We start from the raw sequence: 14239 nt of genomic DNA, 5'->3' as shown, positions 1-14239 counted from the left end.
AGTTCCGGCTTACGCTTCGGTAGAAACGACTTCCTCTTTCTTCACATGAACTGTGATAGTTGGGAGGATACCTTCTGCAAGACGCACTTTTAATTTATAGGAACCTAGGTTACGGATAGGCTCTGGGAATTCGATTTTACGTTTGTCTACTTCGAATCCTGCGGTTTTCAACAAAGCTGCTACATCAGCAGGAGTTACCGCTCCAAAAAGTTTATCCCCGCCTCCGGTTTTTACGGAAATTTCGAATTCTTTTCCGTTCAATCCAGAAGATACAGATTCCATATCTTTCTTGCGTTTTTCTTTTTTAAGATCTGCAAGTTTCTTTTGGTGAAGAGCCATTTTGGTCTTACCTTCAGAAGCTCTTACAGCAAGTCTTTGAGGGAAAAGAAAATTACGAGCAAAACCGTCCGCTACTTCCCTAACGTCCCCAGCGTCTCCTAAGTTAGAAACATCTTTTTGTAATATTACTCTCATTAGTTTCTCCTTAGTTTACTTTGAACGGCAGAAGACCGATGCTACGCGCTTTGCGGATCTCTCTTGCAAGTATTCTTTGATACTTAGCAGAAGTTCCGGTAATTCTTCTTGGAATGATCTTACCACGGTTAGTGATGAATCTTTCCAAAAGTTCAGTATTCTTATAATTAATTTGTTTAGCAAGCTCAGGGTCTGCAGTAAAACGGCAAACTTTCTTCTTATACTTGTTTTGTTTTTTAGGGGGGCGTCCTCCATCTTGATCTAAAGGCATGCCCTCAGCAGTCATTTCCTGCTTTGTTTCTTCTTGTACTTCGTTATCTGACATGAGTTTTGTCCTCGTTAAAAAGGTATATCGTCGTCCATTGCAGAACTTCCCATATCATCTTGAGCAGATGAATAAGAAGAAGATCCGCTATTTGCGGAAGAGCCGTACTCTCCGCTTCCATTCTCCCTTGCACCGCCTATCATCTGGAAATTTTCCACAACGATACGAATGCGGGAGGCCTTCTTGCCTTCCATGGTTTCCCAGGTATCCTGCTTAAGGCGTCCCTCGATCACGAGTTGTTTGCCTTTCTTGCAGTATTGCTGGATGATATCCGCGCCTTTTCCCCAAGCCTCGCAGTCGAAAAAATGAGTTTCCTCTTTTTTCTCTCCGCCGGTTACATAAGTGCGACCGTTAGCTAAGGAAAAATTCACAAGAGAAGTCCCGTTTACGGTTTTAAATTCCGGGTCACGGGTCAGGCGCCCAACAAGGGTCACCCGATTGATATCGTTAGCCATTGAGGCGGACGATCATAGAGCGAAGTAAATTTTGGTTTAGACCAAAGTCACGCTCTACCTTTTCTAAGGCGGATTGTTCTGCATTCACTTTGAAGTGAGTGAATATTCCGTAGTCTTGGTGTTGGATTGGATGCCAAAGTTTCTTTTGACCCCAATCTTCTTCTGCGGTCACGTTGATGGAATGCTTTTTGAAGATCTCAAGGACTTCAGTTTTAGCTACTTCCTTCGCGGTTGAACGCGTGATTGTAGTAATCTCGTAGTTTCTCAAAAGTTTCTCCTATGGGAAAATGCCCGTCTGCGCAAATGCGGCGAGCAGAAGAACTAAATTTTGTCCTATTTTCGGCTTTAGGGGCAAGGGGTCAAGTGGAATAGATTCAGAGCCCTAATTCCGAAAAAGGCTCTAAGGTGTAATTAGAATGAGTATTCCGGGACCTTCTTCATTTCTTAATTTTCATTTTCTGAGTCCATTCTTTGACTCTCCAGAATGCGAAGGAACGTCTTTTCTATTCTAAAACCCAAGATTTCATGAAATTTGCTTTTAATTTCATGAAATCGGCCTACCATTTTCTGTAAGGTTCAGATTATGGCAAACTTACAAGTCAGGGATATAGACGATAGACTCTACGAAGCATTAAAAAGGAGAGCCGAAATGGAACACAGATCCATAAGCCAAGAGGTTGTTCTTATGATTGAGAACTACCTATCACACGACAATAAAGAGTCCGAACGTAGGACCTTAGGTTTCCTAGAATTATCAGGCTCCTGGGTAGATGACAGAAGTCCTGACAAAATTGTAAAAGATATACGTTCTTCTCGTACTAAGAACACATTAGGGAAAGATGCAGATGAGCTATTTGATTGATACTGATATTATCATCTATAGCTTAAAAGAAGTTCCCATTGTTCGGCAAAATTTTTTGAACCGTAAGAACTCTATCAAATCGGTTTCCGTAATCACTTACGGAGAATTGATCTTTGGAGCACAGAAGTCGACTTACAAAGAAAGAAATCTGGCAACGGTCCGAAGAATTGCAGAACTTTTTCCGGTGATAGAATTGACCGAAGGAATTATGGAAACCTATGGAGAACTCAAGGCTACTCAACAGAAAAAAGGAAATACGATAGAAGACTTTGATCTACTCATCGGATCCACGGCTTTATATTTGAACTATACCTTAGTTACGAATAACGAAAGGCATTTCCAAAAAATTCCAGGATTGAGGATCGAAAACTGGGCTAACATAGCTTAGTCCAATTCTACCCAACCTCTGCCTCCATCGATCCGAATCTTAGTACCCAAGTCTTGGGAAAGTACCGCAACTTCTTTTAAAAAATTCTCTGCTTCCTTTCCTTCAAGAGGTCTGACCAAATGATCTTCGTTTTGGAACTTTCCGAAAATAGGAACAAGTTCGATATTGACCAATTTGCTTTTTTTAATATGAAGTATTACGATTAAATTATGATTTAAGTAGGCATTCCTACTTCCGAAGATCAGATTTCCCAGAGAATAAAATACGATTGTGTTCCCGATCTTCTCGATCCCTTGGGGAATATGAGGATGATGTCCTACTATAATATCTAATCCACCATCAGCCAAAGTTTTTGCGATCTTCCTCTGTTCGATCGTTGGAAAAGGAGAATATTCCACTCCCCAATGAAGAGAAAGTATTCTGAATTGTTTTCCGACAGATATCGCCTTATTTTTTTTATCTCTTTTAGAAGTTCGTAATGAATTCAGTTGGAATTTTTCTATCTGAAACTTTTTTAAGATTAGTTCCGGGTCCAAAGGCATAACACCGGGAGTTTGTCCTGCATAGTGGGATCTACCCTCTGCAACATTCGTAGCAGAATAAATTCTAAGAGTTGTATCCTTCCCTTCCCAAATCCAAGGACGAAAAGCAAATTCTAAATTTTTTCCAGCGCCGATAGATGCGATCTTTCTATCATTTAAAAACTTTAAAGTTTCTTCCAATCCTTCCGGGCCATGATCCATTGCATGATTATTACCAAGAGAGACAAGATCCACTCCTAAGAAGCTCATACTTTCCAGATCGGATTCTTTCGCTTGGAAAACGTATGCCTTGCCATGGTCCCAACTTTTTTCGGATACTACTGGAGTTTCTAAATTTAATACTCTGAGGTCTGCAGTTTCAAAAACGGATTTAAGGCCTTTAACTGGGGCCAATTCTCCTTTAGATTTGATCGTATCCCGGATACCCCAGTTAAACATTACATCCCCACCGAGCAGGACCTTTACTAGTTCAGGATCTTCTTCATTTCCAAATAATTTTTCAATTTGGGTTTCAATCTTATCTACTATGCTTGTCTGTGCTTCCGCAGGTTTTTCGGAACCGGAAGAATTTTCAGGAATTCCAGCGCAGTAAAATACGAATAAAATCGGAAAATAGAGAAGGACCGAAATCGAGGAAATGAAGTGTTTTCGAAAAAACCGCATCTTTCCAGACAGTTTTTAGATCTGTTTTGATTTAGGAAATAAAATACTTACAGAAAATACAGGTTTTATAGTTTAGAAACTCAAGAATCCTAAAAGAACAAGGACCAATCCCAAGAGTCCGATCCTCACACCTACTTTGGCCATATCCTTTATCTCAAAACCTCCCACAGCATAAGCTACCGCATTCGGAGGAGTGGATACAGGTAAGGACATTGCCAAAGAAGCACCTAACGCAGATCCTAAAACCAGCTGGATCGCATAAGATTCATTGCCAGGAAGTAAAAGTGCAGCGACAGGAAGTGCCAAAGGAACCAAAAGATTTGCAGTAGCTGTATTGGATAAGAATGTAGAAAGAAAAAGTCCAATCGAAAAAAAGATCCCAAGTACCCAAAGACTTTCGCCAGGACCAGCTTGTTTACCGATCAACTCTCCGAACCAGATCCCTGCCCCACTTTTTTCTATCCCGGTTCCGAGAGCGATCCCGCCTGCGACTAAAATAAGAACATCCCATTCCAAAGAACGTAAATCATTGGATTCTAATATTCCGAACGAAGTAAAAAGAAGAAGTGGGAATAATGCGATTACTCCAGCAGGAATTCCATGAAAAGATTCAGTCAACCATAGAAGGACCGTTGCCAAAAATCCGAACAAAACGAATCTCAACTTTTTCTCGGAACCTTCTTCCGAGATAGTTTCATAACGAAGAGAAAGTGTTAAACCTTCAGTTGCGGGAAATGCACGAAGAAGCCAAAACCATGCGGCGAATAGTAAAATTATCAAAAGTGGAACTGCAATGAGCATCCATGTCCCAAATGAAATAAAATCTCCATATCCCTGGTTTTTCAAATTTGCAAATGCGATCACATTCGGAGGAGAACCGATCGGAGTTCCTATCCCTCCCAAATTTGCGGCAAATGGAATTCCGATCAGAACTGCTTTTCTAAATTTTTCGTCCTTATCCAAAACCATGAGCAAAGGAAACACTAACGCAATCATCAAAGACGCTGTGGCAGTATTACTCATCCAAAGAGAGATGGTTGCAGTGATACACATTAACCCTAATAAAACATATTTGGGAGAAGTTCCGAAATAAGGAAGAACACGATTTGCCAACCAACGATCCACTCCTACTTTTACACAAGACTTGGCTAAAGCAAAACTTCCTAAAAAAAGAACGACTGCGGAATCGGCGAGGGATGCTAAGAATACCGCAGGAGGAGTTGGTTTTCCCGGTCCGGCATATTGTTTTAAAAATTCCCATTTGCCCGGATTGGAAAAAATAATGATCTCTGAAAATATGATCAGAATAGAAGTAGCATGACCTGGAATAATTTCAAAAATCCATAATCCAGCAGCGATCAGAAATATAAAAAACATCGCTCCGACAGAAGAAGGAACATATCCGTAGAATGAGAATAACGGGGGAATACAAGCTACTAGTATAGAAAAAATAAAGCCGATATATTTTAATTTCATGTATGTTCTAAAAACCTAATATTCAAATCGCAATGAATTTACTCGAAAATAATCGTCCTGTTCTGGAAGATCATCACCCTATCTTCCAAAAGTAGGCGGAGAGCCTTGGACAAAACTACCTTCTCCAAATCCCTTCCATATAAAACCAAACGTTCAGGAGAATAACCATGATCCACATGACAAACATCCTGGACCAGGATAGGCCCCTCGTCCAGATTTTCAGTCACAATATGAGCTGTTCCACCTATGATCTTGACTCCACGTTTATACGCCTGCTCATAAGGTTTTGCACCCACGAACGCAGGTAAAAATGAATGATGGATATTTAATATACGATGCTCCCATTTTTTTACGAATTCGGGAGTGAGTATCCTCATATACTTTGCGAGTACGATCCAATCGGGTTGGAGTTCCTTCAAATATGAATCCAATTGGTTTTCATGGTCTTCTCTGCTCATTCCTTCACTGGAAATACAATGAAAAGGAAGTTTAAAATCTCGGACCAAGTCCTCTAAAATCCTGTGATTGGAAACTACACCCAAAAGTTCCATGGGTAATTCTCCATATCTCCAACGAAGAAGGATATCTCCCAAACAATGAGGCTCTTTTGTGGCGAGTAAAACCACCTTTGGGAATCTTGGATTAGATAGAGTAAGCTCTGCATCTTTTGGTAAGATCTTTGCGAGTTCGGAGATTAGGCCTTCTTCTTTATTACCGTCCTCGAGAGAATATTCAGTTCTCATAAAGAATACCTTCTCTAATGGTTCAACGAACTCCTGGTTACCGACAATATTGGCGCCTATTTTTGCCAAAAATCCTGTGATCCTATGGATCAGCCCTGCTTCGTCTTTGCAACGGATTAGAAGTATTCTGTTCTTTTTCAGATTGGGTCCTGAGTTCAAAATTTCTCCTTTTGTGGTCCGAAGAATCTTCAAGAAGTCTAAAATTTCGGCTAATCTTCCTTCCGAACCGGAAAAGGAATATCTTCTTTTTTCCTTCCAGAAGCCAGTTTTCGGCCGGAATGAGCCGAATTAAGGGAAAATATGGGGCCTTCTACCCATTAGCACTCTATAAAAAAAAGTGCTAATTTTTCAAAAAACAAATGGAACCTTTTTTACCATTTAGCACTCTAAGATTTAAAGTGCTAAATACGCCCAGGAGGCAATAATGAGAACCCCAAATTTTTTTAGCGAAGTCAGAAGAATTCAAAATAGATTCCATAATTTATTCGATCCAGTCTCGGAAGGCGGACAGGTATATCCTGCTCTGAATGTATACACAGACCAAGACAAGATCACTGTTACCGCGGAGGTTCCGGGCCTTTCCCCAGAAGACTTGGACATCACCGTGGCTCATAACCTTCTCACCATCTCAGGTGAATGGAAGGAATACACACAAGATAAACCTCGTAGGATAGAAAGAGCCAGAGGCAAATTCCAACGTAGATTAGAACTGCCAGTTGCAGTAGATTCAGAAAAGGTAGAAGCAACCGTGAAAGAGGGAGTTTTAACTTTAGTCCTTCCGATCCTTGAGAGCGAAAAACCTAGAAAGATCCGCATCGAAGCAAAAGCATAAGGAGAAAAAAAATGAGCGTATCAGAATTACTAAAAACAGAAGATAAAGTAGCAGCCGAACAAGAGAAGGCTCAGAGGCCAAGACCAACCTACACTCCTTCTACGGATCTTTACTCTAATGAAGAAGAACATCTTCTCGTTCTGGATCTTCCTGGCGTAAAAGAATCCGATCTTGAAATTTCTTTGGAGAAGGACGAGCTTAAGATCTTTGCAAAAACTAATATCTCTGAACCAAAAGGAAGTTTAAGATATTCGGAATACGGAACCGGAGATTATAAAAGGACCTTCCTTATATCCGAACCTGTGGAAGAAGATAAAATTTCCGCAGTTCTCAAAAACGGGGTCCTACAACTCAAACTTCCTAGGAAAAAACCTTCGAGCAAAAAGATAGAGGTCAAGACTAACTAATTGTTTTTCAGCAAATCCTTACTTGATAACCGGGTTTTCCGCCCGGTTTTTTTTTGCCTCCATTCTTCCATTCGGTTTTCCTGGATTTATGAGGACTTTTCTATTACTCACTCTTTCCAATTTATTCATGACCTTTGCCTGGTACGGTCATCTGAAGTTTTTCAAGGACTTCCCCATTTGGAAAACGATCCTGATATCTTGGGGGATTGCGTTTTTAGAATATTGTCTTATGGTTCCAGCGAATCGGATCGGATATGCAGAAGACGGATTAAGCGGATTCCAACTTAAGATCTTACAAGAAGTGATTACGATCACTATTTTTGTGGGATTTGCAATTTTGGTTTTAAAAGAAAAAATGAAATGGAATCACGCAGTTAGTTTCTTCCTCGTGATCCTTGCCGTCGTATTCGCTTTTTATGATAAAGAATGAAAATTTCGAACAGAAACAACAGAGTCTTTTATTTTACTAGCTTATCAATAAACCAGAATAGAATTTATAATAACTCCCTGATCTCCTTCGCCAGTTCTTCTCCTTTGATTCCTGTGGGATAAGCTCTTAGTATATTTCCAGTTCTATCCACTAAATAGATAAAAAGAGTATGGTCCATCCCATATTCTCCATTTCCTTGGGGGACCTGGGTCTTTTGAGAAAATACTCCAAATCCTTTCTGCAATTCACCGATCTGATCCTTTCCGCCAGTTAAAGCAATGAGTTCTTTTCCAGGAAAATGGGAGATATACTTTCTCAATACTTCAGGAGTATCTCTTTCAGGATCGATTGTGATAAATATAGGAGTGATATCTTTAGAATCATCTTTTAAGGATATAAATGCATTTTCTATATCGTTTAATGCCATCGGACACATATCAGGACAATGAGAAAATCCGAAATACACTACGAACAAATTCCCAGGTAATTCCGCAGGGCGAACGGATTTCCCTTCAGTATCTTTTAGGATAGAAGTTTTCCATTCCGCAACAGGAGCCTCGGATGCGAATCGAGAAGAAGGTTTCTTCTTCATATAATATCCGACGCCGAAGCCGACCCCTAGGATCAGCAGGGAAAAGATGATATTTTTATAATTCGATTTTAGAAAATTCATACTGCTACGATCCAGCCCATTGCTCCTCGATCCGCCATATGGGTCTGGTGAGGATGGAACATATATCTTCCTCTTTTAGTAAGTGTAAATTCTACGATTGCTCTTTCCGTTTGTCCAAGAGTGATCACATCCGTATGTTCGTCAGGTACAAGTTTGGTCCCGGTCCTATACACATCGAATGTTTGGGAATGAAGATGGAATGAAGCAACAGGATCATGTTCAGTCATATTTGCTATATACAATCTTACTTTTTTACCAACAGGGACTTTGATCGGGAAACGATCATAATATCCTGCGATACCATTCCAAGCATAGATATCATTGCGACCGGTTTCATTCAGATCCCAACCCGCAAGTATCAACATAAACTCTAGTGCAGGAGGTCTTCCACCTGGAGGATCTACTATAAATCCACCGTACAAACCCTTAGACATGTGACTCGCTAAAGGAGGTACATGGCAATGATAAGGATGAAAACCGATCGGACCCGCAGTGATCTTATAGATTCTTTCAGCACCCGGAGCGATTGGTTCCCAACCGTCCTGCTGAGGATCATGAGTACCATGAAAATGTACTGAGTGAGGATGATTGGAATGATTCCTAAAAAGAAGTTCCATCTCCTGGCCAAGTCTCGCACGGATCACTTTTCCAGGAACAACACCGTCAAATGTCCAAGCATCCACAACTGTGTTATGAGCCACAGTCAATGGCATTTCTATAATATTGACTTCGGAACGAAATTTAGAACCGGAAGGTGCCTGCGGAATGGTCGTATTTAATTCCATCCTAGACAAGAACGCGGCATCCGCGAACATCGGAGGATGGATCATACTTCCGTAGGAATTCCCACCTATAGATCCAGGCAGTCGAATAGAAGGATTCGGAGCAGAAGAAACCTGGCCAGGAACAGAAGATCCTGTCCTACAAAGTGGATCTTCTTTTTTACCCGAGGTAATTCCGGCGATCCCGGTACCCGCTGCGAGTCCGGCACCGCCTATCCCTAACCAACGAAGGAAATCCTTCCGATTCATATTACCTTTCCGTTTATTAGAATCTTGCGATCGTGGAGATCAGAAGTGTTAAAACCAGAAGTCCGATCCCGCCATACACAAGACTATTCTTTGCCCAAGATGGGATCTTAGAACCGCCCACTATATGATAGGCTCCTGCCCCGAAGAGAGGGACAAGAATAATCGCCGCAGTCCATAAACTTCCTTTTTTAGGATCCACATCGTCTCTTTTAGACAAATCGATCAGGGCTAAAGGAGCCCAAAGAGCGAATAAAATGTAGAAAATGTAGTATCCGTAAAAGTTGAAAAGTAAGGTAAAAAATCCTGGATCGTAAAATTGAGCAGTTTCCATAAATAACTCCTTATTATATTCTAAAATTTTAATGTATTAGTTTCCTGAGATCAACCCGCTCCCACGTTCCCCACAATGGTAAACCCAAGGTAGAGAATGAAGGCAAGAGAAGCTCCAAATCCGGCAAACACAAGAGTGAATCTCAAGTATTTAGGATAAGAAGATTTTCCAGAGAGAAGATAAGCTCCTCCTCCGATATAAGGCACTAAGGAAACGAACGCTAACCATACGTATTTGCCAGGGCTAATTTCCGATTTAGAAACCAGATCATAAACACTTAAGCTGACCAAACATACGTAAAGAAGAAGTGGAAGCAAATATCCGAACCAACGGAAGATCACAATTTGGAAATCCAAAGGTTTAGGCACTGAGAATCCGCCAAGGACGTCTCCGAACTTAGGTTTTCTTTCTGCGAGGATCTTAGCCGCTTCTTCCGGAAGTTTTACCTTATCCAAATCCAAACCGAAATCTTCGAAAGGATGAATAGCAGGTTTGATTGGAGCAGAAACTCCACCAGGAATATTTGCTTGAGGAGCAGGAACCGGTTGGTTCTTCCAATCTCCGCTCGGATAAATTCCGTGAGTCGCATCCACCATTAAAGAAAGTGCATTATATGCAGTGAAAATTTCTCCGCCCATTGGGAATCTGATCCCTGAACCGCAAGAATTCGTTTTTTCTAATAACGGAGGAACGGATGTTTGGAATTTATTATTAGAGAAACAGTTTCCAATACTAATCGGCCCCGCAAGAGTCAAGTCTCCAAAACCGGAAGAATGTACAATGTTTCCTTCCACAATATTTCTATGAGAGAACCAGAAATTCTCATCTAGATTCGGGAAGATCGCAATCCCGTGATTATCATGTCCGATCACAACGTTATTTTTGATCACATTATGTAAACCGCCTGCGATCAAGATCCCTGTTCCGTAAGTAGGATATTCCAGAGGTTTGATTGGAGCGGTCAGGTTATTATTATCATAGATTAAATTCCCGATAATATAAGTCTCTCTTTCCGGAGGAAGAAGTTCCCTATCTAAGGAATTAGGTCCCAAACCTACGATATTATTTCTCCAGATGGAACTAATAATATATAATTCTCCTCCAGCATTCGTTCCGGAATAACCGAGAGCGCTATTCTCAGAGATAACATCGTAAAGGATGGCTTTACAAGGATAACATTGGCCTACATAAATACCAGCATCAGGAGATCCGGAAGCATAAGAATGTTCTAATACTCCGTTCACTGAATCGAAAGCATAAATGCCGTAGTCACCATTATTATAAGCTGTGAGATAAGAACCTCTATATCCTTTTACACCGGTCCAAAAGAATCCGTTTAAAGTTGCGTTCCTTGCAGTCATATTCTCTACTGCAACACCGTTTGCTCCTACCACGATCACGCCGTTCGCTCTTTGGAATTGACCGTCTAAGATTACTTTGTTTCTATCTGTTCCTCTTAAGATAAGGGAAGGTGTAGTAACCACAACTTCTTCGTAATATACACCTTCGTCGATCAGGATAAGATCTCCTGGAGAAGCAGCATCCACTGCGTTTTGGATAGTAGGATACATTTGAGGAACCTTACGAGTGGTTCCTGAAAATTTTTCAGCGACCTTCCAATCCTTACCTGCTCTTGCTGCAGGATTGTAAGCGGCATTTCCTACTACTATATCCGCAACCATTCCACTTTTTCCATCAGGAGAAGCGTGGAAACTACAGTAATAAGGAAACACTCCCTCTTTCGGATAACTGATCTTTACCTTGGCGCCTCTTGGCATCACGATATTACCGAAACTTTTTTCGGTAGACCAAGACTTATCCACTGCGATCGCATTATGAGGGTTAGCCCCTGAATTTATAAATTCGATCTGACCACCGACTGGGATCTTTTGCATAGGGGGAGAAAATGCATTATCCACCATTACCACATGGGCAAAACCTTCCGTTGTCTCTCCCTCTTTGCCGCTGCAAGAAGAAGCGAAGGCTCCCATCAAAATTCCCAGGACCAAAAGTCCTATAACGGGAATGTACCTTTCTTTAAAATGGAATTTAGGCATCGCAACTCCTCTCCTCATATTCGAAGTATCTCGGAATTTCACCCGAGACATGCCTTTTTCAAAATGTGAGCTTTTGCTCACTTTTTTAGTATTTTCGCATATCGCTGTGACGACACAAGCATTTTTCTAAGATTTATAATCGAGCAAATGTTATAGAAAGCTTCTTCTTCTTAAAAGCTAAAAAGATTTCAGGATAGATCTTTTTTAGATTCAGGATCTTTTCCTGCCAGTCCCCAACCGGTCCATCCTGTGACCAAAGAAAACAAAGGAGAAAGTAAATTTAAGAATGCATAAGGAAGATACACAAGTGTAGGAACTCCTAATGCCGTAGCCATAAAGGAACCGCAGGAATTCCAAGGGACTAAAGCAGAAGTCATTGTTCCAGAGTCTTCTAAACAGCGGGAAAGATTTCTAGGATCTAATCCTTTTCTGGAGTAAGCTTCTTTGAACATTTTACCAGGTACTACGATCGCAAGATATTGGTCCGCGCAAAATAGATTGGTTCCGACACAGGTGAATACTGTAGCCGCAAACAAGGAACCCCTCGCCTTGGCCCAATTTAAGACCTTCTCCGCCAAAACTTGGGTCATTCCACCTCCTTCCATAATCCCGGCATAAAACATAGCCGAGATGATCAGCCAAACTGTAGAAAGCATGGAAGACATTCCACCTCTGGACAATAATCCATCTACAACCGTATGTCCAGTCTTGACCTTTGTTCCTTCGGAGGCGGCCGAGACCAAATTTTTAAAGGCAGAAGAAGCAGCATCCTGGAAGTTTAAAGAATTTGCATATATATTGGACTGGGTAAGAACAAAACAAACTCCGCCGCTCAAGATCCCAATGAAAATAGAAGGAATAGCGGAAACCCTAAAATAGATAAGGAAGAATGTTAGAAGTGGCGGAAGTAGCAGAACCCAAGAAATTTGGAATTCTGATTTTAATGCAGAGATCACGGGTCCGGTTGTAGTTTCTGTTTCTCCATGGCTTCCGCCCCAGCCTAAAAATCCGAATGCCAAAAGACAAAACCCGAAAGCAGGCAAAGTGGTCCTGGCCATATTACGTATATGTGATAGAAGTGAAACCCCAGTGATGGAAGATGCAAGATTTGTAGTTTCCGAAAAGGGAGAAAGTTTATCTCCAAAGTAGGCCCCCGAAACAACTGCTCCTGCTACCATTCCCAAAGGTTTTCCAAGTCCCGCTCCCACTCCGATCAATGCGACACCGATAGTTCCTGCAGTGGACCAAGAACTTCCGGTAGCCAAAGAAACAACGGAGGATAAGATCAAAGCAGATGGTAAAAATATCTCAGGTTTTAATAATTCCAATCCCCAGACTATTAATGCAGGAACTATTCCGGAACGGATCCAAATTCCAATCAATGCTCCTATCAAAAGTAAAATGAGTATGGGTTGCAAAACATTTCGGAGAGAATCTAAAACTGTATCTTCTATCTTTTCCCAAGAAATTCCTCTGAGTCTGGAAATTCCTGCAGAGATCGCACCTGCGCTAAATAATAAAATTTGAGCAGGACCTTCGGCGATACCACTTCCGAATAAATATCCCGCAGTACTCAAAGAGAGTATCAAAAATCCAAGAGGAAATAAGGAGATCCAGAATCCCGGTTTTTCGTTCATTCTGGAAAGTCCTGAGGTAAATTAGATCTGATCTTGGTTTTTATACCGGTAAATGGATGAATGAACTTTAAGGAACTGGAATGTAGGGCCTGTCTATTCATCCCAAGTTTTGTGATCAGATCCGGATCTTTTCCTTCTATAAATTCCAGAAATGTATCCTCATCCTTTCCATAAATTTTATCTCCGAGTAAAGGAAATCCTAATGAATACAACGTGGCCCGTATTTGATGAAGTCTCCCGGTTTTTGGGAAACAATACACTTTAGAAAAAGTCATTCCCTGAAACGTACCTTCTCCAATTTTTCTAAAATTAGTTTCGCAGGTTTCCGGATTTTCTTCTTGAGTTTCTAATTTTCGAAACGAATCCTCGGAGACAAATTTTCTTTTTTTACGGATCGAAGAAGAAGGATCCGATATCAAATACCCTTTTGCGCTAACGGATACCGGGAAATTTCCCCAAACGTAGGAAATATAGGTTTTGTTTATTTTTCTTTTGGAGAATAGATCCGCCAATTTGGAAGCGGCTTCCGAATCTTTTCCAAAAACCACAACCCCGGAAGTCTCTCTATCCAATCTATGGATTGTGTAAATTTTTTCGAAACGAGGATCTTCTTGGATCAGATCTGTGAGATTATTTTTTCTATATCTTCCTGCGCTATGAATCGGGATATCTCCAGGCTTATCTACTGCGATATATCTGGAATCTTCGAATAAAATCCTGAAATCAGTTTGAACAGAAGGCTCAAAACTTTCTCCAGGAAGATAAAGTATCTCATCTCCTTCTTTGATGGAGTAAGAAGGTTTCGCAACTTTTCCTTGTACGAGTATTTTACCTTCCTCTAATATTTTTCTCCAATTGGATCTGGATTGATAAGTAAACCTGGAAGCAAGAAACACATCCAGTCTAACTCCGG

General features: G+C 40.9%; 18 protein-coding genes. 5 read left to right on the top strand and 13 right to left on the bottom strand.

The annotated features are described in order from the left end of the window. Window positions 1-9: 9 nt before the first annotated feature. The 4 genes from rplI to rpsF are packed head-to-tail and all read right to left on the bottom strand — an operon-like array spanning window position 10 to window position 1522. On the bottom strand, window positions 10-474 hold the full coding sequence (rplI, locus tag EHO65_RS03085; protein ID WP_135772724.1) for a 50S ribosomal protein L9: 465 nt from the start codon (window positions 472-474) through the stop codon (window positions 10-12). Window positions 475-484: 10 nt separating this feature from the next. Further along, window positions 485-799: a 30S ribosomal protein S18 gene (gene rpsR / locus EHO65_RS03080; protein ID WP_086446611.1), complete on the bottom strand. Its 315-nt coding sequence runs from the start codon at window positions 797-799 to the stop codon at window positions 485-487. 14 nt (window positions 800-813) lie between these two features. After that, window positions 814-1254 carry a single-stranded DNA-binding protein gene (locus EHO65_RS03075; RefSeq protein WP_008592888.1) on the bottom strand — a complete coding sequence of 147 codons (441 nt, stop codon included), beginning with the start codon at window positions 1252-1254 and terminating at the stop codon, window positions 814-816. After that, window positions 1247-1522 (bottom strand): 30S ribosomal protein S6, encoded by a 276-nt coding sequence (gene rpsF, locus EHO65_RS03070; protein WP_008592451.1) that lies wholly within the window; start codon window positions 1520-1522, stop codon window positions 1247-1249. Before rpsF ends, EHO65_RS03075 begins: the two co-directional genes overlap by 8 nt. Window positions 1523-1837: 315 nt before the next feature. On the opposite strand from rpsF, the gene EHO65_RS03065 reads away from it, so the two are divergent. Both EHO65_RS03065 and EHO65_RS03060 read left to right on the top strand, forming a co-directional pair. Beyond that, window positions 1838-2116, top strand: a complete 279-nt coding sequence (locus EHO65_RS03065; protein ID WP_135772723.1) for a FitA-like ribbon-helix-helix domain-containing protein — start codon at window positions 1838-1840, stop codon at window positions 2114-2116. Further along, complete coding sequence (locus tag EHO65_RS03060; RefSeq protein WP_135772722.1) at window positions 2100-2504, top strand: type II toxin-antitoxin system VapC family toxin; 405 nt, start codon at window positions 2100-2102, stop codon at window positions 2502-2504. Before EHO65_RS03065 ends, EHO65_RS03060 begins: the two co-directional genes overlap by 17 nt. On the opposite strand, the gene EHO65_RS03055 is transcribed toward EHO65_RS03060, so the two are convergent. From EHO65_RS03055 to purU, 3 genes are all read right to left on the bottom strand, one after another. Further along, window positions 2501-3709, bottom strand: a complete 1209-nt coding sequence (locus EHO65_RS03055; RefSeq protein ID WP_135772721.1) for a CapA family protein — start codon at window positions 3707-3709, stop codon at window positions 2501-2503. The genes EHO65_RS03060 and EHO65_RS03055 overlap by 4 nt on opposite strands. A gap of 72 nt (window positions 3710-3781) precedes the next feature. Continuing rightward, on the bottom strand, window positions 3782-5185 hold the full coding sequence (locus tag EHO65_RS03050; RefSeq protein WP_135772720.1) for an SLC13 family permease: 1404 nt from the start codon (window positions 5183-5185) through the stop codon (window positions 3782-3784). 38 nt (window positions 5186-5223) lie between these two features. Beyond that, the gene (gene purU / locus EHO65_RS03045) at window positions 5224-6087 is read right to left on the bottom strand and encodes a formyltetrahydrofolate deformylase (RefSeq protein ID WP_135772719.1); all 864 of its coding nucleotides are present in this window, start codon (window positions 6085-6087) and stop codon (window positions 5224-5226) included. 265 nt (window positions 6088-6352) lie between these two features. Here purU and EHO65_RS03040 point away from each other — a divergent pair, with 265 nt between their 5' ends. From EHO65_RS03040 to EHO65_RS03030, 3 genes are all read left to right on the top strand, one after another. Then, window positions 6353-6760, top strand: coding sequence for an Hsp20/alpha crystallin family protein (locus EHO65_RS03040; protein WP_135772718.1), 408 nt, complete (start codon window positions 6353-6355; stop codon window positions 6758-6760). A gap of 11 nt (window positions 6761-6771) precedes the next feature. Next, a complete protein-coding gene (locus tag EHO65_RS03035; RefSeq protein WP_135772717.1) occupies window positions 6772-7167 on the top strand; it encodes an Hsp20/alpha crystallin family protein in 396 nt (131 codons plus the stop codon). Window positions 7168-7255: 88 nt separating this feature from the next. Beyond that, on the top strand, window positions 7256-7597 hold the full coding sequence (locus tag EHO65_RS03030; protein WP_135626087.1) for a DMT family protein: 342 nt from the start codon (window positions 7256-7258) through the stop codon (window positions 7595-7597). 64 nt (window positions 7598-7661) lie between these two features. Here EHO65_RS03030 and EHO65_RS03025 read toward each other — a convergent pair whose 3' ends face one another. The 6 genes from EHO65_RS03025 to EHO65_RS03000 form a co-directional block, all read right to left on the bottom strand. Beyond that, entirely contained in the window at window positions 7662-8189 is a 528-nt protein-coding gene (locus EHO65_RS03025) for an SCO family protein (RefSeq protein ID WP_244243419.1), read from the bottom strand. Between the two features lie 77 nt (window positions 8190-8266). Continuing rightward, complete coding sequence (locus tag EHO65_RS03020; protein ID WP_135772715.1) at window positions 8267-9301, bottom strand: multicopper oxidase domain-containing protein; 1035 nt, start codon at window positions 9299-9301, stop codon at window positions 8267-8269. Between the two features lie 16 nt (window positions 9302-9317). Further along, a complete protein-coding gene (locus tag EHO65_RS03015) occupies window positions 9318-9632 on the bottom strand; it encodes a PLDc N-terminal domain-containing protein (RefSeq protein WP_100768743.1) in 315 nt (104 codons plus the stop codon). Window positions 9633-9682: 50 nt separating this feature from the next. Next, window positions 9683-11689 carry a right-handed parallel beta-helix repeat-containing protein gene (locus EHO65_RS03010; RefSeq protein ID WP_135772714.1) on the bottom strand — a complete coding sequence of 669 codons (2007 nt, stop codon included), beginning with the start codon at window positions 11687-11689 and terminating at the stop codon, window positions 9683-9685. Between the two features lie 188 nt (window positions 11690-11877). After that, window positions 11878-13326 (bottom strand): Na+/H+ antiporter NhaC, encoded by a 1449-nt coding sequence (nhaC, locus tag EHO65_RS03005; RefSeq protein WP_135772713.1) that lies wholly within the window; start codon window positions 13324-13326, stop codon window positions 11878-11880. Then, window positions 13323-14222 (bottom strand): RluA family pseudouridine synthase, encoded by a 900-nt coding sequence (locus tag EHO65_RS03000; protein WP_135772979.1) that lies wholly within the window; start codon window positions 14220-14222, stop codon window positions 13323-13325. Before EHO65_RS03000 ends, nhaC begins: the two co-directional genes overlap by 4 nt. Window positions 14223-14239: the final 17 nt, after the last annotated feature.

Origin of the sequence: Leptospira andrefontaineae, from assembly GCF_004770105.1 — a bacterium.
Lineage (GTDB): Bacteria > Spirochaetota > Leptospiria > Leptospirales > Leptospiraceae > Leptospira_B > Leptospira_B andrefontaineae.
The sequence above is the reverse complement of the archived record's forward strand: the minus strand, read 5'-3'. Positions and strand labels throughout refer to the sequence as shown.